Source organism: Larkinella knui, assembly GCF_003858645.1.
In the GTDB taxonomy this organism is placed as follows: domain Bacteria; phylum Bacteroidota; class Bacteroidia; order Cytophagales; family Spirosomataceae; genus Larkinella; species Larkinella knui.
This window is the reverse complement of sequence record NZ_RQJP01000001.1, coordinates 337762-361514: the sequence shown is the minus strand read 5'-3', so window position 1 is coordinate 361514 and position 23753 is coordinate 337762. Positions and strand designations below refer to the sequence as shown.

General features: G+C 50.4%; 18 protein-coding genes. 15 read left to right on the top strand and 3 right to left on the bottom strand.

Annotated features, from left to right (window positions below; translation table 11 throughout):
* Positions 1-44: 44 nt before the first annotated feature.
* Positions 45-710: an ABC transporter ATP-binding protein gene (locus tag EHT87_RS01450; RefSeq protein WP_124903123.1), complete on the bottom strand. Its 666-nt coding sequence runs from the start codon at positions 708-710 to the stop codon at positions 45-47.
* A 164-nt stretch (positions 711-874) separates the two neighbouring features.
* On the opposite strand from EHT87_RS01450, the gene sucC reads away from it, so the two are divergent.
* Positions 875-2098 carry an ADP-forming succinate--CoA ligase subunit beta gene (gene sucC, locus EHT87_RS01445; protein WP_124903121.1) on the top strand — a complete coding sequence of 408 codons (1224 nt, stop codon included), beginning with the start codon at positions 875-877 and terminating at the stop codon, positions 2096-2098.
* Positions 2099-2222: 124 nt separating this feature from the next.
* Here the strand turns inward: sucC and EHT87_RS01440 are convergent, their stop codons facing one another.
* Positions 2223-3047 (bottom strand): M48 family metallopeptidase, encoded by an 825-nt coding sequence (locus EHT87_RS01440; protein ID WP_124903119.1) that lies wholly within the window; start codon positions 3045-3047, stop codon positions 2223-2225.
* Positions 3048-3198: 151 nt separating this feature from the next.
* Between EHT87_RS01440 and EHT87_RS01435 the strand changes: the two genes are divergently transcribed.
* The 11 genes from EHT87_RS01435 to EHT87_RS01385 all read left to right on the top strand — a co-directional run bounded on the left by EHT87_RS01435 (position 3199) and on the right by EHT87_RS01385 (position 12162).
* Positions 3199-3810, top strand: a complete 612-nt coding sequence (locus EHT87_RS01435; protein WP_124903117.1) for a fumarylacetoacetate hydrolase family protein — start codon at positions 3199-3201, stop codon at positions 3808-3810.
* A 128-nt stretch (positions 3811-3938) separates the two neighbouring features.
* Complete coding sequence (locus tag EHT87_RS01430) at positions 3939-5828, top strand: M23 family metallopeptidase (RefSeq protein ID WP_185716116.1); 1890 nt, start codon at positions 3939-3941, stop codon at positions 5826-5828.
* 67 nt (positions 5829-5895) lie between these two features.
* Positions 5896-6345, top strand: coding sequence for a thioredoxin-dependent thiol peroxidase (gene bcp, locus EHT87_RS01425; protein WP_124903113.1), 450 nt, complete (start codon positions 5896-5898; stop codon positions 6343-6345).
* A gap of 73 nt (positions 6346-6418) precedes the next feature.
* A complete protein-coding gene (locus tag EHT87_RS01420) occupies positions 6419-7276 on the top strand; it encodes a transketolase (protein ID WP_124905953.1) in 858 nt (285 codons plus the stop codon).
* 2 nt (positions 7277-7278) lie between these two features.
* Positions 7279-8301, top strand: coding sequence for an AAA family ATPase (locus tag EHT87_RS01415; RefSeq protein WP_124903111.1), 1023 nt, complete (start codon positions 7279-7281; stop codon positions 8299-8301).
* The gene (locus EHT87_RS01410) at positions 8295-8858 is read left to right on the top strand and encodes a hypothetical protein (RefSeq protein WP_124903109.1); all 564 of its coding nucleotides are present in this window, start codon (positions 8295-8297) and stop codon (positions 8856-8858) included. The genes EHT87_RS01415 and EHT87_RS01410 overlap by 7 nt, the downstream gene beginning before the upstream one ends.
* Positions 8855-9811: a transketolase family protein gene (locus tag EHT87_RS01405; RefSeq protein WP_124903107.1), complete on the top strand. Its 957-nt coding sequence runs from the start codon at positions 8855-8857 to the stop codon at positions 9809-9811. The genes EHT87_RS01410 and EHT87_RS01405 overlap by 4 nt, the downstream gene beginning before the upstream one ends.
* Positions 9812-9867: 56 nt before the next feature.
* On the top strand, positions 9868-10428 hold the full coding sequence (locus tag EHT87_RS01400; protein WP_114405802.1) for an RNA polymerase sigma factor: 561 nt from the start codon (positions 9868-9870) through the stop codon (positions 10426-10428).
* A gap of 44 nt (positions 10429-10472) precedes the next feature.
* Positions 10473-10922 carry a hypothetical protein gene (locus EHT87_RS01395; protein WP_124903105.1) on the top strand — a complete coding sequence of 150 codons (450 nt, stop codon included), beginning with the start codon at positions 10473-10475 and terminating at the stop codon, positions 10920-10922.
* Positions 10923-10954: 32 nt separating this feature from the next.
* Positions 10955-11368, top strand: a complete 414-nt coding sequence (locus EHT87_RS01390; RefSeq protein WP_124903103.1) for a hypothetical protein — start codon at positions 10955-10957, stop codon at positions 11366-11368.
* 200 nt (positions 11369-11568) lie between these two features.
* Positions 11569-12162 carry an HD domain-containing protein gene (locus tag EHT87_RS01385; protein ID WP_124903101.1) on the top strand — a complete coding sequence of 198 codons (594 nt, stop codon included), beginning with the start codon at positions 11569-11571 and terminating at the stop codon, positions 12160-12162.
* Here EHT87_RS01385 and EHT87_RS01380 read toward each other — a convergent pair.
* Entirely contained in the window at positions 12143-15391 is a 3249-nt protein-coding gene (locus EHT87_RS01380) for a cyclic nucleotide-binding domain-containing protein (RefSeq protein ID WP_124903099.1), read from the bottom strand. The two genes, EHT87_RS01385 and EHT87_RS01380, sit on opposite strands and share 20 nt — an antisense overlap.
* An 86-nt stretch (positions 15392-15477) precedes the next feature.
* Here EHT87_RS01380 and EHT87_RS01375 point away from each other — a divergent pair, with 86 nt between their 5' ends.
* The 3 genes from EHT87_RS01375 (at position 15478) to EHT87_RS01365 (ending at position 23559) form a co-directional block, all read left to right on the top strand.
* The gene (locus EHT87_RS01375) at positions 15478-18882 is read left to right on the top strand and encodes a methylmalonyl-CoA mutase family protein (RefSeq protein ID WP_124903097.1); all 3405 of its coding nucleotides are present in this window, start codon (positions 15478-15480) and stop codon (positions 18880-18882) included.
* Between the two features lie 139 nt (positions 18883-19021).
* The gene (locus EHT87_RS01370) at positions 19022-22183 is read left to right on the top strand and encodes a SusC/RagA family TonB-linked outer membrane protein (protein WP_229320785.1); all 3162 of its coding nucleotides are present in this window, start codon (positions 19022-19024) and stop codon (positions 22181-22183) included.
* 50 nt (positions 22184-22233) lie between these two features.
* Positions 22234-23559: a RagB/SusD family nutrient uptake outer membrane protein gene (locus tag EHT87_RS01365; RefSeq protein ID WP_310587499.1), complete on the top strand. Its 1326-nt coding sequence runs from the start codon at positions 22234-22236 to the stop codon at positions 23557-23559.
* The last annotated feature ends 194 nt before the right edge of the window (positions 23560-23753 follow it).

Here is a 23753-nt window from a genome sequence, read left to right as displayed (position 1 = left end):
TAAAACCGACAACCCAACTACAAAATAAGTACTAATACTCAGTATTAATCGTTCAGTATTAACCCATCGCGAATTGTAAGTCGACGGTCGGCCATGTTAGCCAACAGATCATTATGGGTTACGATCACAAATGTTTGCCCCAGTTCATCCCGCAACCGAAAGAAAAGCTTATGCAATTCTTCTGCGTTGTGTGAATCCAGATTACCGCTGGGTTCATCGGCGAAAATAATGGCGGGGTTGTTAATCAAGGCTCGGGCCACTGCGGTCCGTTGTTGTTCCCCTCCTGATAATTGAGACGGCAAATGGTGCTTCCGGTCACCTACTCCCAGAATATTTAATAATTCTTCAGCCTTTGCCTGCACTTTTTTATCCTCATTACCAGCAATATAACCCGGCAAACAAACATTTTCGAGGGCTGTAAATTCCGCCAGTAAATTATGAAACTGAAAAACAAACCCGATTTTTTCATTGCGAAACCGGGCCAGTTCTTTTTCCGTAAGTCCAAAAACAGGCTGGTCTGCCAACGTAACCTGCCCGGAATCGGGCCGGTCGAGCGTACCCAGAATGTGCAGCAGCGTACTCTTGCCGGCTCCGGAAGCACCGACAATCGAAACGATTTCGCCAGCTTGTATACTTAAATTGATCCCTTTCAGGACGGGCAAATCGCCGTGGGAACGGATTAGGTCAACGGCTTTCAGAAGCGGTTCCATAGTGTAATGTTTGGGGTCAGATTTACCGTTTCTGGTTTAGCGCAACGATGTTCATGTAAAATGTAAATTGAAACTCACCACCCGAAACTCGGAACTATACCGGATTAATTGTTAAGTTTACCGCGAAAATAGTCTTTTTTTCACCATTCCTTGTTTCGCTCAATATGAACATTCACGAGTACCAGGGTAAAGAGATATTAAAAAACTTCGGTGTCCGTGTTCAGGAAGGCATCGTAGCCGAATCACCCGAAAAAGCCGTTGAAGCCGCCAAGTTGATTATGGCGCAAACCGGTTCCAAGTTTGTTGTGATTAAATCTCAGATCCATGCCGGTGGCCGCGGTAAAGGCAAAATCCGGGGTTCGGAGCAACGCGGAGTTCAGTTGGCCAAGTCGGTCGACGATGTTCGGGATATTTCGAAGAACCTGATCGGTAATGTCCTGGTTACGCACCAGACCGGCCCCGAAGGTAAAAAAGTTAACAAAGTGCTGGTGGCTCAGGATGTTTATTACCCCGGAGCTTCCGAACCGAAAGAGTATTACATCGGTATTCTGCTCGACCGGTCCAAGGCCTGCAACGTGATCATGGCCAGTACCGAAGGCGGTATGGATATTGAAGAAGTGGCGGAGCATACGCCCGAAAAAATCTTCAAGGAATGGGTCGATCCGGCCATCGGTCTACAGCCCTTCCAGGTGCGGAATATCGCGTTTGCGCTGGGTCTGCAAGGCGAAGCTTTCAAAGAAATGGTCAAATTCATCGGGTCGCTCTACAAAGCGTACGTCGAAACGGATTCGTCCATGTTTGAAATCAACCCGGTTTTGAAAACCTCGGACAGCAAGATTCTGGCCGTTGACGCGAAAGTGAACCTGGATGACAATGCGCTGTATCGTCACCCGGATTTGATCCACCTGCGCGACATTACGGAAGAAGATCCGCTGGAAGTCGAAGCAACGGCCAATGACTTGAACTATGTCAAACTGGATGGCAATGTGGGCTGTATGGTCAACGGAGCCGGGTTGGCTATGGCCACAATGGACATCATCAAACTGTCGGGTGGCGAACCGGCCAACTTCCTGGATGTTGGGGGTGGAGCCAATGCCAAGACCGTCGAAGCCGGTTTCCGGATTATCCTGAAAGATCCGAATGTGAAAGCGATCCTGATCAACATCTTCGGCGGTATCGTTCGGTGCGACCGGGTTGCGACGGGTGTTGTGGAAGCCTACAAAGCCATCGGCGATATTAAAGTGCCGATCATTGTTCGGCTGCAAGGGACCAATGCTGAAGAAGGTGCGCGCATCATCGATGAATCCGGCCTGAAAGTTTTCTCCGCCGTTCAGTTGAAAGATGCTGCTGCGAAAGTGAAGCAGGTTCTGGAAGAATTGGGAGAGTAAAGTAGAAAGAGGGTATATTTCGCGGAGTTGAGCGGAGAAAAAGGAGTTAAGCAGAGAATTATTAAAAACTCTGTTAAACTCCTTTTTTTCTCCGCTCAACTCCGCGAAATATACCCTCTTTTTATTACCTCGATTTTTGATAATACTTCATCGCATCGGGCATTTGCTTCTCCAGATCACGAATCCGGCGCTCGTCGGAAGGGTGCGTAGACAGAAATTCAGGCGGTTTTTGGCCCGATCCGGCTTTCGCCATCCGGCCCCAGAAACTAACGGCTTCCTGCGGGTTATAGCCAGCCATCGACATAAAAATCAACCCTAATTTATCGGCTTCGGATTCCTGCGCCCGACTGTGCGGCAACGCACGGCCCACCTGATACGCTACGGGAAGCCCCGCTCCTACCGCTTGCAAGAGTAACGCATTGGTTTGGCTGCGCTGGTTTTGCGATAAAGAACCCAGCACCAGTTGACCACCCTGCATCAAGCCATTGGCCAGTAAACCTTCGCTCATCCGCTCATTACCGTGTTCAGCAATGGCGTGTGAAACTTCGTGACCCATTACCGTGGCCACACCCGCTTCGTTTTGAGTGTAAGGCAAAATACCGGTATAGAAAGCCACTTTGCCACCCGGCATACACCAGGCATTTACCTGCGGACTTTCAATCAGGTTAAATTCCCATTGAAAACCATTCAGACGTTCGCTGAGGTTATTGGCTGCCATATACGTTTCAACGGCTTTTTGGATACGGCTTCCAACGCGCTTGATCATGTCTTCCTGCCCACCGGAACGAACAATCTTGCTGGTGTCCAGTACTTCTTTGTAGTTCGTAAAGCTCAATGGCAGCATCTGGGTATTCGGAATCAATACCAGCTGGTTGCGACCGGTAAGAGGAACTTTCTGACAAGCAACGACAAGGCCAAGCATCAACATGGCCATTATGGCTTTTTTCATAGTAGGATTATAATAAAGTTTACAATTTTAGACGCCAAAACTACCTATAAGAGACTGTTAGACACCCGACTTTGTTCAAAATTTTTAATAAGCTTGCGGTTGAGCCGTCTTTCCTGTTTAGATTTGTGCCAGCAGAAAAAGTTTAAAGCGCATGAAAATCATTGCCGTCGGGCGAAACTACGCCGAACACATTAAGGAACTCAACAACGAACAACCCGAAGATCCGGTCATTTTTACCAAACCGGAAACGGCCATTCTGCGACCCAACGATCCTTTTTTCTATCCGGATTTTTCGACCGACGTCCACCACGAAGTGGAGATTCTGGTACGGATCAGCCGTACGGGAAAAAACATCGAGCAAAAATTTGCGCACCGCTATTATGATGAAATCGGAATTGGTATTGATTTCACCGCCCGCGATCTGCAATCGAAGCTGAAAGCTAAGGGTTTACCCTGGGATCTGGCCAAAGGATTCAATGGCTCGGCCCCCATGTCGCCGTTCATTCCCAAGACGGATTTTCCGGATTTACACAATATTAATTTCCGGCTCGACGTCAATGGTGAAACCCGGCAAGTTGGCAACACGTCCATGATGCTGTTTCAGATCGACTACCTGATTTCTTTTGTATCAAACTATTTTATGTTGCTTCAAGGGGATATTCTCTTTACCGGAACTCCGAAAGGCGTTGGACCCGTCCACATTGGCGACAAACTGACGGCGTATATCGAAGACCGGAAAATGTTAGAGTTTGATGTAAAATAGCGACCGGCTACGGCAGTGGAATTATGGTAGAAAAAGTAAAAAGTAACCTGGTTCGAGTAAGTCTAGTTGTTTTTTTGTTGCTCATCCGTTTTCCCGGTTTCGGACAGGCAGCACCTGATAAAGAAATTTTGAAGGCCGTTCAACCCGGTTATTTTCTGTTTCCCATCATGCCCGGTGAAGCCAATTCGCTTTCGGGGGGACTGGGCGATCTTCGTCCGAACCACTTTCACGCCGGTATCGACATCCGCACGGCCCAACGCGAAGGGCTGGACGTGTATGCAGCCGCCGACGGCTACGTTTCGCGAATTGCGGTTTTTACCGGCGGTTATGGCAACGTCATCTTCATTAAACACCCCAACGGCCTGACGACGGTTTATGGCCATTTGAAGACGCTGAACGATACCCTTGGCCGTTACCTGCGATCGGAACAGTACAAAAAGCAAACGTTTGAGATCGACTTGCGCCCCCAACCGAATCAGTTTCCGGTAAAAAAAGGTGAAATCATTGCGTTGTCGGGAAATACCGGTGGATCGGGCGGGCCACACCTGCACTTCGAAATCCGCGATGATAAAAACAACCTGCTTAATCCATTACTATTTGGTTTTCAGGAGATTGAAGACAATGTTCCGCCGTTTTTCGAGCGAATTGCCTTGCAACCCCTGACGCCGGCATCCCGGGTGAACGGACAGGCCGGCCGGGTAGCCGTCACGCCAATCCGCCGACCCAATGGGGAGTATGTGTTAACGCAACCGGTTTCGGCCAATGGTCTGATTGGGCTGGAAGTTCTGGCACACGACCGGACCAGCGGTTCGCCCTTCAAAAATGGGCTCAGCTGCATCGAAATTCAACTGGATGGCCAGGAAGTTTTTGCCTACAACATGAGTAACTTTCCGAACGAGGCAACCCGTCTGATCAACCTCCACATGAATTACGGCGTCGAGCAGTTGACGGGCCAGCGGTATCATCGTTGCTACATCGCCGATGGTAACACACTGAATCTCTACCGGTTTGATCAAAGACGGGGCAAATTGCCGCTGTTCGATGGTCAAGCCCATGAAGTGACCATTACGCTGTATGATTGTAACCAACACGCGACCATGCTACGGTTTACAATTCATCCTGAAGCAGAAAGTGAGCCGTTGGCCAGGCTGATACCGAGTAAATTACCCACGGCCATTTTTAGTTCGGTAGAAGAAAATACGCTCCTCATCCGAGCCCGTAATTTTCCGACAACGACTGCGCCCACGGCTCAGTTATACATCCGGGGAGAAGCTGTTGCGCTGCCAACAACGTACATTCGAGCCAATGAAGCCTACTATATCGTTGATTTACAGAAACAGTTGCCGGATTCGGTCCAGATCGGTAAAACGGTTCTGCCGCTAAATTTCAAAAAAAGAATTCGGCCCGGTCAGGCAACTACGTACCAGGATTCATCGGTGACCGTGACATTTCCCGCCGAGAGTTTATACGACACCTTGCATTTGGCAGTAAGTTATTCGGACAATCGCCTGTCGATCAACCAGGGGACGATCCCGTTGAACGACAATTTCGAGGTCAACCTGGCGGCACTCCAACCTCTGGAAAACGCCCATAGGACTCAGATGTACCTGGTTAGCGGAAACCGGAAAACGTACGTAGGCGGTTTTTGGAAAGACAACCGGTTTCTGTTTCGATCGCGCCAATTGGGCACTTTTCAGCTCCTGACCGATGTGAATCCGCCGACGGTAAAGATTTTACGCAAAGACCACGAAGCCCTGGTTGCCACCGTCAAAGATGATTTGTCAGGACTGGATACCGTCCGGGCGATGGTCAACGGGGAGTGGATTTTAATGCAATACGATTACAAAAAGGCTTTAATCTGGTCGGACAAACTCGATCCAACCAAACCTTTTGAAGGTTCCGTGGTGTTGGAAGTAAAAGACCGGGCCGGTAATCTGACCACCGTAACGGCCACGCTCCCACCAGCTCCCCGGCCTATGACGGTGGATTCAACGGCCATCCCGGAGAAGGAAAATTAGGATTTCGCAGGGCAATGTGCATTTTTTGCCGTTACTTGCCAGTCCGAATACTGTAAACCAAGAAACTATGGCTCTTCAAATCGGTGACGCGGCTCCCGACTTCGAAACCCGCGATCAGAATGGCAACCCAGTCCGGTTATCGGATTACCGGGGCAAAAAAGTTGTTCTGTATTTTTATCCCAAAGACGATACCCCCGGTTGTACGGCTGAAGCCTGCAACCTGCGCGACAATTACAATTACCTGTTGAAAGCCGGTTATGAAGTACTGGGTGTCAGTGTAGATGACGAAAAGTCGCACCAAAAATTCATTAAGAAACACAACCTGCCATTCGCCCTACTGGCCGATACCGACCAAAAACTGGTGACGGCGTATGACGTCTGGCACGAAAAGTCGATGTATGGCCGCAAATTCATGGGCATCGTTCGCACCACCTTTGTGATCGACGAAAACGGCATTTTATCGGACATCATCACAAAAGTCGATAACGAAAATCATACCGAACAGATTTTAAAATAGAAGTGAGATTATAGACCAGAGAGTAGAGACCATGAAAGTCTTTATTCTCTGGTCTCAACTCTTTTATCTGAACATGGAAATTCAACAATTACAGAACATTGCTACGCAGGTCCGGCGCGATATTGTCCGGATGGTACACGCCGTCAATTCCGGCCACCCCGGTGGTTCGCTGGGTTGCACCGATCTTTTGGTCGCCCTTTATTTCGATGTCATGCGCCTGAAACGCGACGAACAGGGGGCCGCTATTTTCGATATGAATGCGACGGACGAAGACGTTTTTTTTCTGTCGAACGGCCACATTTCTCCGGTATTTTACAGCGTTCTGGCGCGTTCGGGCTACTTCCCGGTTTCGGAACTGGCCACATTCCGGAAGCTCGACAGCCGCTTGCAGGGCCACCCGGCCACGGCCGAACACCTGCCCGGTATTCGGATTGCTTCGGGTTCGCTGGGACAGGGCCTGTCGGTAGCCTGCGGGGCGGCTTTTGCCAAACGCTTGAATGGTGACGACAAACACGTTTATGTGCTGATGGGCGACGGCGAGCAGCAGGAAGGCCAGGTTTGGGAAGCGGCTACGTTTGCGCCCCACCACAAGCTGGGCAACCTGACGGCTATCATCGATTTCAACGGCCAGCAGATCGATGGACCGACCAAACTGGTGATGAACAACCGGGATCTGGGTGCCAAATACCGCGCCTTCGGCTGGAATGTGACCGAGATGCAGGGCAACGACATGAATGACATCATCAAAACCCTGCACGAATCGAAAGCCGAGCCCGAAGTGCCGACGCTGATTCTCATGCACACGGAAATGGGCTTTGGCGTGGATTTCATGATGGGCAGCCACAAATGGCACGGTGTTGCGCCGAATGACGAACAACTCGCCACGGCTTTGAACCAACTGCCGATTACGGCGGGAATGGGAGATTACTGAGCATGAAGATCAAACGCCTGGTCATCGAAAATTTCAAATCCATCGAACGGATTGAGCTCATCGAGCCCAATCCGTTCACGGTATTCGTCGGCCCCAACGGGTCGGGGAAATCGAATATTTTCGAGGCTTTGGAGTTTGTGAACATATTAGCTAAATATGACAATAATCCGTTTGATGCTGTTAGACTTTTTGGAGGTATCCAGAGTATAATTAATCAAAAGACTAGGGCATATTCATTTAACTTCAGTCTTGAGTTTAATAATACTCCCCCAAATACAATAAGCGTATATTTAGAATATAGCGATCATGAACAAAGTATCAGAAAGAAAAAAACGGGTGAATTAACTCCAGAAGAAGAAAAAAGATTTGGAGAATTACCTAAGCATTTATCTTTTTATCAACAGTTTTACAAGAGTTTTTCAAGGTTATTCATTAAAAATAATACTCTTCAAAAATTCAATTACCAAGATAATAAATCCCTTAGTCTTTCTGCTGACAATCTTGAAAAGGTATTAAAAAGAATATTTGACGATGAAACTTTAAAAGAAGAGATAGACGATTGGCTATCCTTGTTTATACCTGGTTTTGAAGCTATAACTATTCATTCTGATACAATAAGTGGCAACGATTCACTCTTGTTAAAAGATAAACATATTGATAAGCCGTTTAACAAAAGCTTAATTTCTGACGGTACATATAATATTATCGCTTTACTAACTGCCATATACCAAAGTGATGAACCGCAATTTCTATGCATTGAAGAACCGGAAAATGGCCTAAATCCAAAAGTTGTAAGGGAACTAGTGAACCTCTGCCGATACGCCTGTGAAGAAAAAGGTCATTTTATTTGGTTAAATACACACTCTCAAACCCTCGTTTCCAAGCTTGAACCCAAAGAGCTTATTTTAGTCGACAAAAAAAAGGGCTCAACGCAAGTCAAGCAATTCACAGGAGAACGCTTTTATGGACTTCGCATGGATGAAGCTTGGTTAACTAATGCTCTTGGAGGTGGGCTTCCGTGGTAAAAGCAGGATTTATTTGTGAAGGTGAAACAGAAACTATTATAGTGCGGTCGGACGCATTTCAAAGCTTGCTTAATACTTTCGGTATTGAATGTATTGACTCCGTTATTGACGCATCAGGGGCGGGAAATTTACTACCTCAGAATATAGAAGATTTTCGTCAAAGCTTGATAGATTCAGGTGCAAACCAAATTTTTATACTTACAGATTTAGACGATAGCACCTGTATTACTTTGACAAAACAACGAATTACTGAACGTCTAAATCAAACAATTATAGTTTCGGTAAAAGAAGTAGAATCCTGGTTTTTAGCTGATTCTGCAACAATGAGCAAACTACTTAAAGATTCATTTTCATTCGAAACTCCTGAGAGCCAGGAAAATCCATTCAGTTTCATAAAGAAGTTAATGTTGAAAAAAACCGGGGCAGGCTGTGGTAGCAAAGTTAACCTTGCCAACAAGATGATTCGGCGCGGCTTCTCCATCGAAAATGCCGCCCAACACCCCAATTGCCCCAGTGCGAATTACTTTTTAACTAAATTGCAATCGCTTAGACCATGAAGAAATACACCTATACCGAAAAAAAAGACACTCGCTCCGGCTTTGGCGCGGGTATTCTTGAACTGGGTCGCACCAATCCGAACGTCGTTGCCCTGACCGCCGATCTGGCGGGGTCGCTCAAACTGGAAGGTTTTATCAAGGAATTTCCGGAACGCTATGTGCAGTGCGGTATTTCGGAAGCCAACATGATTGGCGTTTCGGCCGGTTTGACCATCGGCGGAAAAATTCCGTTTGCCACCACGTTTGCGAACTTTGCCACCGGGCGGGTTTACGACCAGATCCGGCAGTCGGTTTGCTATTCGAACAAAAACGTGAAAATCTGTGCTTCCCACGCCGGTTTGACGCTGGGCGAAGACGGCGCAACGCACCAGATTCTGGAAGACCTCGGCATGATGAAAATGTTGCCGAACATGACGGTCATCAACCCCTGCGATTTTAACCAGACCAAAGCCGCTACCATCGCCATTGCGGAATATGAAGGACCGGTTTATTTGCGTTTTGGCCGCCCGGTGGTGCCCATTTTCACGCCCGCCGACCAGAAATTCGAAATCGGGAAGGCCATCGTGCTGAACGAAGGGCCGGATGTGTCCATCTTTGCAACGGGCCACCTGGTTTGGGAAGCCATCAAAGCCGGTGAAATCCTGGCCGAAGAAGGAATTGAAGCCGATATTATCAATATTCACACGATAAAACCGTTTGATGAAGAGGCCGTTCTGGCTTCCGTTCGCAAAACCCGCTGTGCGGTGTCGGCCGAAGAACATCAGTTGAACGGTGGTTTGGGCGACAGTGTGGCGCAGGTGTTGTCCCGTAATTACCCCGCTCCGCTCGAAATGATTGGCGTTCACGACAGTTTCGGCGAAAGTGGCACACCCGACCAGTTGATGCAGAAATACGGCCTCACGGCGGAGAAAATTGTTGAAGCCGCGAAAAAAGCCATAGAAAGACGTGCGTAGCCTGTCGTTTGTAGTTAAAACCTATAAACCATACCTACAAACCAAGCCACTAATTAATGACTGACGAAGAACTCCTGCAAAAATACCGCGATCCGCAAAGCCGGAATTATGCCTTTAATCTGATGGTGCGCCAGTATCAGCAGAAAATTTACTGGCATATCCGGAAGATGGTCATCGACCACGATGACGCGGATGATCTGGTACAGGAGACCTTTATCAAAGTCTGGAATTCGCTGGAGAACTTCCGGGGTGATTCGCAGTTATATACCTGGATTTACCGGATTGCCACGAACGAGTGTCTGAATTTTTTGAATAAAAAACGCCGGCGGTTTTTTCTGCCCATCGGCGATGTCGAGGGCGAGCTGATGGAAAAGCTGGAAAGTAATTCGGACTATGTGACCTCCGGAAACGACCCGTCCGGCGAAGAAATTCAGATGAAATTACAAAAAGCACTATTAAAATTGCCTGATAAACAACGCCTTGTGTTCAACATGAAGTATTTCGATGATATGAAATATGAAGAAATTTCCGAAATTACGGGAACATCTGTTGGAGCCCTGAAGGCGTCGTATCACCTGGCCGTGAAAAAAATTGAAGATTATCTGAATACGAATTAAACCCGATACAGGCTTGCTTGTCAAACCGTTGTGCTTATAAGACAATGGAACCGAAAAAAATAATACGACTTGACGACTTAGACCGGCAAAATTCGCTGCGGCAAGTACCGTTTACGACGCCGGATGGCTATTTTGATACACTTCCGACCCGGATTCAGGCTGAAACAACCCGTCGCTCCCACCGTTTCACGATCAGCTGGTCGTGGCAACGATCGGTGTCGACACTGGCTGGTGCGGGTTTGGTGGCGGCTCTGGTATGGTTTACGTACCCCCAAAAGCAGGATTCGCTGGAACCGGAATTGCTGAGTAAAGTGAGTACCGAATCGGTTCTGGATTATCTGCAGGATCAGGATATTTATCTGGAGGATTACTCCGATATGATCAAAACCCATGAAATGGGCAGTGATTCGACATTGATTCATGAATTGCACGTTTCGCCGGAATCGATACAACAAATGATTGAAGAGGACGCTGCCGGAACCGCAACCATCTGATTATGACCGATTATTTATTTCTAACAATTCATATGAAATCGCTCACCCGCTTACTGGTACTGTTCTTTGGTTTGCTGCTCACGCTGCCGGCTATGGCCCAGAACCAGGATCGTCAAAAAATAGAAAGTGCAAAAATTGGCCTGATTACCAACCGCTTGAACCTGACAACGGAACAGGCGCCCCAATTCTGGCCTATTTACAACGAATACAGCGACCGGCGGAGGGACATTTCCCGGCAATTGCGCAAATCGACCAAACCCGGTGGTAATGAAGCGATTAGTGAGTTGAACGAATCGGTCGAATTGAAACAGAAACTGGTTGATCTGGAGAAAGAATACAACGCCAAATTTTTACGCGTTATTTCTCCCCAGCAACTCCAGGAGCTTCATAATACGGAGCGAATGTTCAATAAAATGTTGATTGATCGGCTTAATCCACAGAATTAAAACCGTCGTTTTTTGAACGACATCAACTTTGCTATACTACAATTTCAACAAGCCCGGCCAGATTGGCCGGGCTTTGTGTTTTTATTTACCCTATAATTGATCCGTGTTAAAAAATCACTAAACAAAGTTTTTCGTTTCTATCCGATTTCCTTTACTTTGACCGTTAACTCGTACGGAGTGCGTCAATTATTCCCTTTGCGATGAATTTACCAAAAGCCGAGGAGTTTATCCTTGCTAAATTGAAGCGCGACCTTTCGCCAACCCTCTATTACCACGGTATTCATCATACCCTGGATGTTGTCGAAGCGGCTTCACAACTGGCGCATGCGGAAAACATAACCGATCCTGACGCATTGCTGCTGCTGCGAACAGCCGCTTTGTATCACGACTGCGGGTTTATCTCCACCTATCAGGGTCATGAGGCTGAGGGCTGTCGGTATGCCCGCGAGACCCTCCCGCAGTTTACCTACAACTCCGAGCAGATCGAGCGGATATGCGGAATGATTATGGCCACCAAAATCCCGCAATCGCCAACAAATCTGCTGGAAGAAATTCTGTGTGATGCCGATCTGGATTATTTAGGCCGACCGGATTTCGGCCCCATTGCCAGCACCCTTTTTGAAGAGTTGAAAGAGCGCAATTTCGTCTGCGATGAACCCGCCTGGAACCGGATTCAGGTGAGTTTCCTGGAAAGTCATCATTACTGGACCCAAACCGCTACGGTTTTACGGCAAGCCAGCAAGCAGGAACGTCTGGCGCACCTGAAAGAAATTGTCAGTCAGTATTCGGTTTAACCGACATCGTCTGAATCTTCTCGTTTTGAAACCGGATGCGCTGACACAAAATCCGGATTACATTCCGCAAAACTTCACCCCGCTCTTCCATCAGATCATAGAAATCTTCGTGATCGATGCGGAACAACAATACATCGGATGCCACCACGGCCGATGCAGACCGGGGTTCGGCATCGAGCAACGCCAGTTCGCCAAACACATCCCCCCGCTCGAATTGCGCCAGACGCTGCTGACGGTCGTAAATATCGACGGTGCCGGAGTAAATAACGAACATGCAATTTCCGATTTCACCCTTATTAAAAATAGTTTGTCCTTCCTGAAAGGTCACTTCTTTCATGATGGGCGCAATCGTACTCAGAATATTTTCGGGTGTATTCGCAAACAGCCGCGTATTTTTTAAAACAATAACCCGCTCAAAATCAGAAATATGGGCTTCGGTTGACGGTTTCATAGGGTGATCGGAAATCGTGGGGTGATCGGCCAGCAACCGCTGGTGCCATTCGGGATGCTGCGTCTGAACCAGTTGCAGGGCACCACCGGCGCTTTCACTCAGGAGTTGAACATCGTGTTGCAGATATTGACTTAACAATCGCGTATTCGCCAGCGAACGGGGAATCCACCGACGCAACGCAACGCTGATGGTCCAGGTTGAAAACAGGGTTTCGCCGTGGTGCAGAATGTACGTTAACAGCGGTTCCTGTGCGTGAAAGACATCCAGTTGCGCATCCACCAAACGGACTTTTTCGGCCACCGGAATATCATCGACCAAGGCTTGCAGACACTGGTAGACGACCCGGGGAATCAGGTTGTCGAGCATTTCCAGCGCATTCGCCCGGCGTTCCCGCGATGCATGGTCGATCCCGGTTCGAACGCTGGCAATCACGTCGCGGTCGTAGAGTTGCATGAGCAGGAAGAACAGCCGTTGGAGCAGCAGATCCATTTCATAATCCAGACAGGCCAGCAGTTCTTTGTCATTTTTGTGAAGACTTCCGTGGAGCAGTCGCTGGGCCAGTTTCAGTTCTTCCTGCACAACCCGATGAAACACCGCCGATTCGGCCGGGACCATTTCAAAATGGCTCAAAGCCTTCAGGGCCGCCATCCGAACCGACAAATCGGGCTTGCCGACGAGCGATGTTAACAAATGATAACTTTCAGGAACCTTAATTTTGGCACAAATAGCCGCAACCCGGCGCAATAGCACGACATTCTGCGATAACTCAATCGCTCTTTCCAGATACGGCAAAGCCGCTTCCTGCATGTCACTTAGCGTCCGGGCGGAGGAGCGCCAGTATACTTTATCGGACAGCAGACTGACGAGGTGGCGGGTCAATCCCGGATGACTCATAACACCAGCCGTCTGGATGGCTTCCTGTACAACGGCCGAATCGTTGCTTTTCAGGGACTCACTGACCAGGTCCGCATGCTGATTGAGTTTTAGTAACCGAATACTATCCAAAACCGCCATCCGGTTGCCCGGGTCGCTCGATGTACTCAAGGCAACGAAACTTTCCGTTGCCTGGGCCGCAAACCGGCGGTTTTTCAAACTTCCCAAAATGGCACCTTTTCGAATCGTCAAATCCGGATGGTGGAGCAAATCGGTTACGGATTTGACATCGGCTTTGGGCTGACTCCCATACAACCGGCTGGCTGCTTCACGAATGCGCGGTTCGGGATCGTGGAGGGCTAACTTGTAGAGTGTAGCTGCGTCTACGGGCGTTTTTAATTCGATAAATATTTCGAGCGCAAACCGGCGAACCTGATAATCAGTGTGTTGCAGCAAGTTGGTGGACGCTTCGGCCAGTTTTTCCGGATGATGCGTTTTTAGCCAGTCAATGGCGTTGATCACCTCTTCGACCCGGGAACTTTGCAGGTTCTTTACCACGATCTTCAGAACTTCCTCGGGTACGACCAGTTCATTCGTTTCCAGAAACCGCCGACTCAGGGCCGATTTCAGTTCGTTCAAATACTGCTGGTACGTTCGCCGAAGAAACCCGAAAGCAACCAGCGTTGCGAGTCCCATCCAGACAAACAATACCCACTCGTTCAGTTCGGGATAAGCGTGAAAAGCATAAATCAGTACCCCAGCCAGGGCCATTCCGAGCGGTTCATAAAACCCTTTGACGAGCGTGTGCCCCTGTAACCGCTGGTGGGTATTCAGCGGCTGGAAAAGCACCAGAAAAACCGGATCGAACAACGACCGGCGCATTACTTCAAACGTCAGGTAAAGCGCACAATAGTAGAGCAGCCAGGTTGATTCGCCGACATTTGAAAACCACACCACCGCAAAAACCGCCACGCCAACTAAAGCGGTTAAGGGCAGCAATTGCAACGAACGTCGGACGCCAAGCCGGTCAAGCGCCTGTCGCGATACGACAATTTTCACGACCATGGCCACTAAATAGGTCAAAGCCAGCACCTTACTCAAATATTGGAGCAGCGAGGTTGTCGAGTGAATTTTATATTTTACGTTGATAAAAAACGCATACTCCACACTTGCCGCCACGGTCGCCACCGCCACCAGACTCAGACACATCCAGGTAATCAGGCTGCTGTTGCCGAACAAATGCTCCACGATGCGGGACTGCTGCGGCTGCCGAACGCGCGCCGAACCGTGTGACGTGTGCACATCGTGGGATCGATAGGTTAAGCGGAGTATGTAAATGGCCGCCAGAAAAGAGCCAAAGGCAATCAGCAGCAGAAAAAACATGTCCGTATGGGCGTGAACCAAAGCCGCCAGAATGGCCCCTAGCGCTTTGGCGGGCATATCGCCCGAACTGATCACACTAAAAAGCCGCTTGCTCTGCCGCACATCGAAAACCACCGCCGACACGCCCCAGAACTCCAGATTCGTCAGCAGATAAATGATCCGAAAACCGACCATAATGGCGATGGACGACCAGACGGAATGACCCGCAAGAACCAGAACATCAATTACAAAGGTCAAAACAATGACCGCCCACAAAACCCGGACGGCCAGGGACCGGAGCGCCAGCAGGTGTTCGTAATGGGCATACAATTTTCCGACCACCATCATGGCAATCGCCGAGCCTATGTAAGCGATGGGCAGACTGGTTTCGGGATGATTTTCAAGCAGAATGACGTTGGCCGACACATAAACCAGAATCGTCCCAATGCCGAGAAAGAAATTATGTAAGAAAAATAACCAGACCGTTCGAACTTCATGATGGCGAACACCAATCGAACGGTAGAACTTTTGCGCTGGCGACATGCCGGTTTTAAACTTGGTAATTACAATCAATAATACGGGTTTTCCGCCATTCTGCCTACTTTTACACAACAATTTGCAATTTGATCATGGTATCTCAACAATCGCCAAAACCGTATCAGCCCCAAAATCACGTTCGCATCGTCACGGCGGCTTCGCTGTTCGACGGTCACGATGCGGCCATCAACATTATGCGCCGGATTATGCAGGCATCCGGTGCCGAAGTGATTCATCTGGGCCACAACCGTTCGGTCGCCGAGATTGTCGATTGCGCCATTCAGGAAGATGTGCAGGGCATTGCCATCACCTCGTATCAGGGCGGGCACCTGGAGTTTTTCAAATACATAATCGATTTACTTCGGGAACGGAAAGCGGCTCATATCAAGGTATTTGGCGGGGGCGGAGGCACCATTTTGCCCTCGGAAATTGACGAGCTACACGGCTATGGCGTGACCCGGATTTATTCCCCGGACGACGGGCGAACGATGGGTTTGCAGGGAATGATCAATGATCTGCTGGAAAAATGCGATTACGCAACGGGAGCGGCCAGTCACCTGAAGGAATTAAACGGTCAGCTTACCAATCTGGCCCGGACCAAGGATGCCAAACTGATCGGGCAGCTAATTTCTGTGGCCGAAAATGAACCGGATTCTTATGAGCAAACCGGTAAGGTCTTGAGGACTTTACCGGTTTCGAAAACCGTTCCCGTTCTCGGCATTACCGGCACGGGTGGCGCGGGCAAATCGTCGTTGGTCGATGAACTGGTGCGCCGGTTTCTGGTCACTATTCCCGACAAAACCGTTGCCATTATTTCCGTCGATCCGTCGAAGCGCAAAACCGGCGGGGCCTTGCTGGGCGACCGCATCCGGATGAATGCCATCCACCCCGACCTGGCTGCGGGCCGGGTTTATATGCGTTCGCTGGCCACCCGCCAGGCAAATCTGGCCCTGAGCAAACACGTTCGGGATGCCATTGAGATTTGTAAATTGGCCCAGTTCGACCTGATTATCATCGAAACGTCCGGCATTGGGCAGTCGGATACGGAAATTACCGAGCATTCGGATGTTAGTCTATACGTCATGACGGCCGAATACGGCGCGGCAACGCAGCTGGAAAAAATCGATATGCTCGACTTTGCGGATGTTATCGCCATTAACAAATTTGATAAAAGGGGTTCGCTCGATGCGTTGCGCGATGTTCGGAAACAATACCGCCGGAACCACGGGTCGGCCCATGCCGCCATCTGGGAAACCGCGGATGAAAATCTGCCCATTTTTGGAACTATCGCATCGCAGTTCAACGACGGTGGAATGAATGCCTTGTTCACGAAATTGATGCAGCTTGTTGAGCAAAAAACCGGTGTTCATTTTGGAGAGAACGCGATTATCAATTCTTCCGCCACTCCGCCTGCCTCCATCATTCCGCCCGAGCGCGTTCGCTATCTGGCCGAAATTGTCGAAACCAGTGGCCAGTATGACACGTTTGTCAACGAGCAGGTGGCGATTGCACGGAAAATGTATCAGTTAAATGGGGTTTTGGAAACCTTGTCTAACGCGTCCAATACCGCCGATTCGGTCGAGGTGGCGCTCAAAGATCTATTTGCGGATTTCGAAAACCGGCTTCACCACGATTGTCGGCAACTTTTGAAAGCCTGGCCGGAACTGAAGCTAAAATACCGGGCCGACACCTACCAGTACCAGGTTCGTGACAAAACCATTCACCAAAGCCTATTTTCGACGTCGTTGTCCGGGTTGCGGATACCGAAAATCAGTTTGCCCACCTACGAAGACTGGGGTGATATTCTGCGCTGGCTGCTGACCGAAAATGTGCCCGGCGAGTTTCCCTATGCCGCCGGTGTGTTTCCGCTGAAGCGCGAGGGCGAAGATCCGGCCCGAATGTTTGCGGGAGAAGGCGGGCCGGAACGCACCAACCGCCGGTTTCATTACGTCTCGAAAGGTATGTCGGCCAAACGGCTTTCCACGGCGTTTGATTCGGTCACGCTGTATGGCGAAGATCCGGATTACCGGCCGGATATTTACGGAAAAATTGGCAATTCCGGCGTCAACATCTGCACGCTGGATGATGCCAAAAAACTCTACAGCGGTTTTAACCTCTGCGATCCGGCCACGTCAGTTTCGATGACCATCAACGGACCGGCACCCATGCTGCTCGGCTTTTTCCTGAATGCCGCCATCGATCAGCAGTGCGAATTGTATGTAAAGCAAAAAGGAGAGCCTCTGCCAGATTTAACGAAAGACGGTTTAGCGGCTTATCAGGGCGAATTACCGGACAGCAACAACGGATTGGGCCTGCTGCTGCTTGGCACAACCGGCGATCAGGTAGTACCGAAGGAGGTGTATGAAAAAATCAAAGCCGATACGCTTCGGCAAGTGCGCGGAACGGTTCAGGCGGATATTTTAAAGGAAGATCAGGCGCAGAATACCTGCATCTTTTCGACGGAATTTGCCCTGCGGATGATGGGCGATATTCAGCAGTATTTCACCGATCAGCAGGTGCGAAACTTCTATTCCGTTTCCATTTCGGGGTATCACATTGCCGAAGCGGGGGCCAATCCGATTTCGCAACTGGCTTTTACGCTGTCCAACGGGTTTACATTCGTTGAATATTACCTCGCACGCGGCATGAAAATCGACGATTTTGCGCCGAATCTGTCGTTCTTTTTCTCCAACGGCATGGACCCGGAATATTCGGTACTGGGCCGGGTGGCACGTCGGATCTGGGCGAAAGCCATGAAATATAAATACAAAGGCAACGACCGTTCGCAAAAGCTGAAATACCATATCCAGACATCGGGCCGAAGTTTACACGCGCAGGAAATCGCGTTCAACGACATTCGCACCACGCTTCAGGCACTAACCGCCCTGTCGGACAACTGCAATTCGCTGCACACCAACGCCTACGACGAAGCCATTACGACGCCGACGGAGGAAAGTGTCCGCCGGGCCATGGCCATTCAGTTGATCATCAACAAAGAATTCGGGCTTACCAAAAACGAAAATCCGTTGCAGGGCGCTTTCATCATCGAAGAACTGACCGATCTGGTCGAGCAGGCGGTTTTGAATGAATTTCGGAGCCTCAACGAGCGGGGTGGCGTTCTGGGAGCCATGGAGCGGATGTACCAGCGCAGTAAAATTCAGGACGAGTCGATGGTGTATGAAATGCAGAAACACAGCGGCCAACTGCCGATCGTGGGCGTCAACACGTTTCTGGACCCGAACGGTTCGCCCACGATCGTTCCGCAGGAAATAATCCGCTCAACCGATGAAGAAAAACGCTACGCCATCGAGTCGCGCAAGGCGTTTCAGGAACGAAATCGGGAAGCCGCCGGTGCGGTTTTGAAACGGGTGCAAACGACGGCTTTGTCGAACGGCAACGTCTTCGAAGCCCTGATGGAAGCTACCAAAGTTTGTTCCCTGGGCCAGTTATCCCGGGCTTTGTACGAGGTGGGCGGCCAATACCGGCGCAATATGTAACCCGCAACCGATTCAACCGGGTCGATATAATAATGAAAAGTACTTGTTTTTAAATTCCAAGATAGTACCGGTCTGCTTTGTTAAAGTTGGGGAGAATGATGAAATTATGTCCAAATCTAACCTTCATCTTCCCACCTGTATGACAAAGATCTATACGATCCGGTATCATTGTATCGGGCTTCTTCTGGCAATGCTGTGTTTATCAGACATTGCTTTTGCACAAAATCAACGTTACACGCTAACCGGCCGCGTCACGGATGCCAACGGCCAGGCTTTACCCGGCGTCACCGTGGTCATAGTCGGAACCACGCTGGGTTCGGCTTCGGATGAAAATGGAAATTATACGTTCGGCGTTTCCCTGCCCGCGGGTACTTATTCCCTTAATTTCAGTTTCATCGGTTATGCGCCGGTCCGGCAATCCATTTCGCTGGGTAGCCAGCCCACCCTTACGACCAATGCGTCGCTGAAAGAAGACGTCATGAATCTGGACGAAGTAGTGGCTACCGGTTCGACCACCCAGACCTCCCGGCGCGAACTGGGCAACGCCATCAGCACCATCCGGGCCGAAAGTCTATCCCAAACCGGTACGGGAGGGCTCCTTAATAGCTTGCAGGGCAAAGTGCCGGGGGCGCAAATCACCCAGAACTCCGGCGATCCGGCGGGCGGTATGTCCGTCCGGTTGCGGGGGGTCAAATCCCTGACCGGCCCCTCCGATCCGCTTTATGTGGTCGATGGTGTCATCGTCAGCAATGCCAGTACCAACGTGTCGCAGCTGGCAGCTGGCGGCCAGATTGGTCAGTCCAATCCCAGTCAAAACCGGTTGGCGGATATCAATCCGGCCGACATCGAAACGGTCAACGTGCTAAACGGCGCGGCTGCTGCGGCCCAATACGGTTCAAGGGCGGCCAACGGTGTGGTGCTGATCACGACGAAACGCGGGAAGACGGGCGCGCCCCGAATTTCGTTTACCACCAGTTTCAGCACCAACGAGCTGCGAAAAAAAGTATACATCACCACGTATCCCAAGCAATTCGGTTTTGCCGATTTACGCCTGCACACCATCGGCGTACCGACAGCCGCCCAGCTCGCGGCCAATCCCGGCGTAACGACCACGCCCATTATCCGGGATGGTGTTCCTGCCAACCTTGCTACAAATCTGGTCGATGTAACCCGCTATGATTATTTTGACCAGCTATTCCGCCAGGGCATCGGGACCGACAACTCAATTTCGGTTTCGGGAGGTCGGGAAAACACCCAATACTACGTTTCCTTCGGGTATTTATACAACCAGGGCATTCTCAAAAACACCGACTTTCAACGCTACAACCTGCGCGCGCGGCTCGATCAGCGGCTGACCAACTGGGCTAAAATGACCGCCGGTTTGAGCTACAGCAATAGTTTCTCGAATGAGAAAGCCAACGGCAACGTGTTTTACAGCCCGATCAACTCGGTCAACATTACCAACAACATCTGGGACATTACTAAACGCGATGCCGCCGGGAATTTGCTGGCCGTTGAGCCGTCGCGCGTCAACCCGCTGTCGACAATCGAAGATATGCGTTCGACCCAGAGCACCAACCGCACCATCGGCGACGTTCAGTTGAACCTGACCCCTTTGAAAGGATTGAGCGTCGACTGGATTCTGGGCGTCGATTCGTATTCGCAGGTCGGGCAGAATTACATCCGGCCCTACCCCTATCAGGCCACGGCCAATTTGCCGCTGGAACGGTATCCGAACGGTTTTGCCGCTACGGCCAACAACCAGGTGCTGCTGCTGAATTCCGATTTCAACGTGTCGTATGAGCGTCAGTTCAATGAAAGTTTCAAGCTGAACGCCATCGCCGGTTTCAACTACCAATACAACCAGTCAGACATTACGGTGGCGAGTGGCCAGAATCTGGCGCCGTTTATCGAAACCGTCAGCGGGGCCGCCAGTACAACCGTTGGGGCGACTTACAACCTCGACCGGTATAATTTGAGCGGTTATTTTGGGCAGGTAACGCTGGGCTTCAAAAACCTGGCGTTTTTAACGGCGGCCGTCCGGCGCGACCGTTCTTCGAAATTTTCGCCCACCGAAACCAACCAGATTTACCCCAAATTCAGCGGTTCGTTGGTGGTATCGGATCTGAATTTCTGGAAAAACATTTCTTTCAATAATGTCTGGAACGGTTTGAAGCTCCGGGCCTCCTACGGCGAATCGGGTAATTTGTCGGGATTGGGCACCTACAGCCGGTTCTGGCAATTCAACCCGACGCCTTTCATCGGAAAAAACACCATCATTCCGGGCGGTATTCTCGCCAATCCCCGCGTGCGTCCCGAGCGCATGTCCGAAGTCGAAGGCGGTGCGGATTTGTCGTTTTTCAACAACCGGCTTAACGTAACGGCCACCGCCTATTACCAGAAAATCACCGATCTGGTGGTAAACCGGGTGTTGGCTCCCTCCTACGGCGGCACCACGATTGTGAACAACGTGGGCCAGATGGAAAACCGGGGCGTTGAACTCTCGCTCGATGTGACACCGATCAAAACCAAAGACTGGTCCTGGGATGTGACGTTCATTTACAACCGAAACCGCAACAAAGTACTCGAACTCGGTAGCCCGGTGATCAACATTTCAACCGCAGCCGGGTCGATTTACCTGTTGAAAGGGCAACCCGCCGGTGTTTTTTACGGAACGACTTACGCAACCAACCCCGACGGTTCGATGCTGCTGACGCCCCAGGGATTCACGCAGGTTGAACGCGGAACCCAAACCCCGGGATCGGTCGATTACGTGGTCGATCATACCGGCCCGGATGGACAGCCGAAAGGCACGCCGGTCAGTGCGGTCATCGGCAATCCGAATCCGAAATGGACGGGGTCGTTTTCGAGCAGTCTGTCGTATAAAAAGTTGTCGCTGCGGTTTTTGCTCGATGCCGTTCAGGGTTTCGACGTATACAATTCGGATAAACGGACCCGTCAGGGCGTCGGAATTGGTGAATACGCCGAGAAGGAGTTGAAAGGCGAATTGCCGCGCGGGTATATTTATTCGATCTACAACACCGAAGCCTGGCGGATTGAAGATGGCTCGTTTGTCAAACTCCGCGAGCTGGCGTTGAGTTACAAGCTGCCGAATCTGGTCAAAAACATGAGCAATTTCAGCATTTCGCTGGTGGGCCGGAACCTGCATTCGTGGGATAACTACACCGGTTTTGACCCCGAAACCAACGCGGGCGGCACCTCCGACCTGGTTCGCGGTCTCGACTTCGGGAATGTGCCTATTCCCAGAACGTACCAGGTGCAACTCTCGGCGACGTTTTAAGGCCGGTGAAAGATGCTAAATGAAGAGTCATTGTTTAACTTCTTACGATCATGATCCTGAAAAAATATAAGTTAATTCTTGGTTTGATTACCATCCTGATCAGCCAGAATGCCTGCCGGGAAGAATACCTGAATCCCAGCGCGGCCAGTGAACAACAGGTTATCAACTCCCCTGATGGCCTGATTGCGCTGGCCAACGGACTTCAATCGCGGTATACGTCCGGTCGTTTGGGGGCTATTTACAACGCCGTTGCGGCCGGAGGGCTCACCACCCGGGAATTCCGCGTGCTGAATGCGGGAAACGTCGATGAAATTGCGCTGGAAGCGGGATTGGCCAACGTCACGAATCAGAACTCGATTGTCCGCCAGCTCTGGACCAGTTGCCTGATCACGAATGCGAACGCCGACATTATTCTGGCCAATGCCGACAAGATAACTGAAGCCGGGACGCGAAGCGGTGTTGTGGCGTATGCGGCCATTTTCAAGGCGTTGTCGCTGGGAACTCTGGCCCAGTTTTTCGAGCAGGCTCCGATCAAAGCGGGCGAAAATGCCGCCTTTGTTCCCCGGGCTCAACTGCTGAAAGAAGCCGTCACCCAACTGGAAGCGGTCGCCACGCTGGTCGCATCGACGCCGTTGTCGGATAAGTTCAAACTTAACATTGCCCCCGGTATTGACATTCCCAATACGATTCAGGCCCTGATTGCCCGCTACAGCTTGTTTGCCGGTGACTATACCAAAGCACTGGAAGCGGCCGGAAAAGTCGATCTGACCAAACGATCCTTTTTCTCGTTTGACGACAATACGCGGAACCCCATTTTTGAAACCGCCTTCAGTAACCGGAACGTCATCGAACCCGTTAGTGCCACGCTCGGGTTGCCAGCCGGTTTAACGCCCGACCCGGCCGACAAACGCATTCCGTTTTACGTTCGGACCGCGCCCGGCACCACGCAGAATCTGGGTGCCGGTTTTGCCACGGCCAATACCGCTCCGATACCGGTCTATCTGCCGGGGGAGATGCTCCTCATCCGGGCCGAGGCCCTGATCCGTTCCATTGCAACGGGGGGATCGCCGAACAATGTCGATCGTGCGATTGACGAATTGAATAAAGTGCTCACCAAAAAACCGGCTGCCGATGTCTGGGGTGTAGGGGCCGACTTACCGGCTTATCCCGGGCCGGCTCAGGCTGCGAATGTGCTGACCGAAATTTACCGAAACCGGGCTATCGAGCTGGCTTACAGCGGCTTCCGCCTGGAAGACAGCCGCCGTTTTGGCCGTTCGGGGCCGAGTGTGACCGGCGAGCGCAATCGCAACTTCATGCCGTATCCGCGAACGGAGCGCGATAACAATACCAACACCCCCCTCAAAGATCCGGATTGACGGCGATTGCAGGACTTCTGAACAAACGCAACGGGCGATATAGGATTTTATATCGCCCGTTGCATTTCCGGACTCTGAACCGAATAAGAACATTTATCAGACATGCCGTAAGTATGGCTCGAAAAATGTACCGGGTTTCTTCAGGTCTAAAATCCATTTTGTTTTGTCTGGCAATCGTCCATTCACGCCGTTTT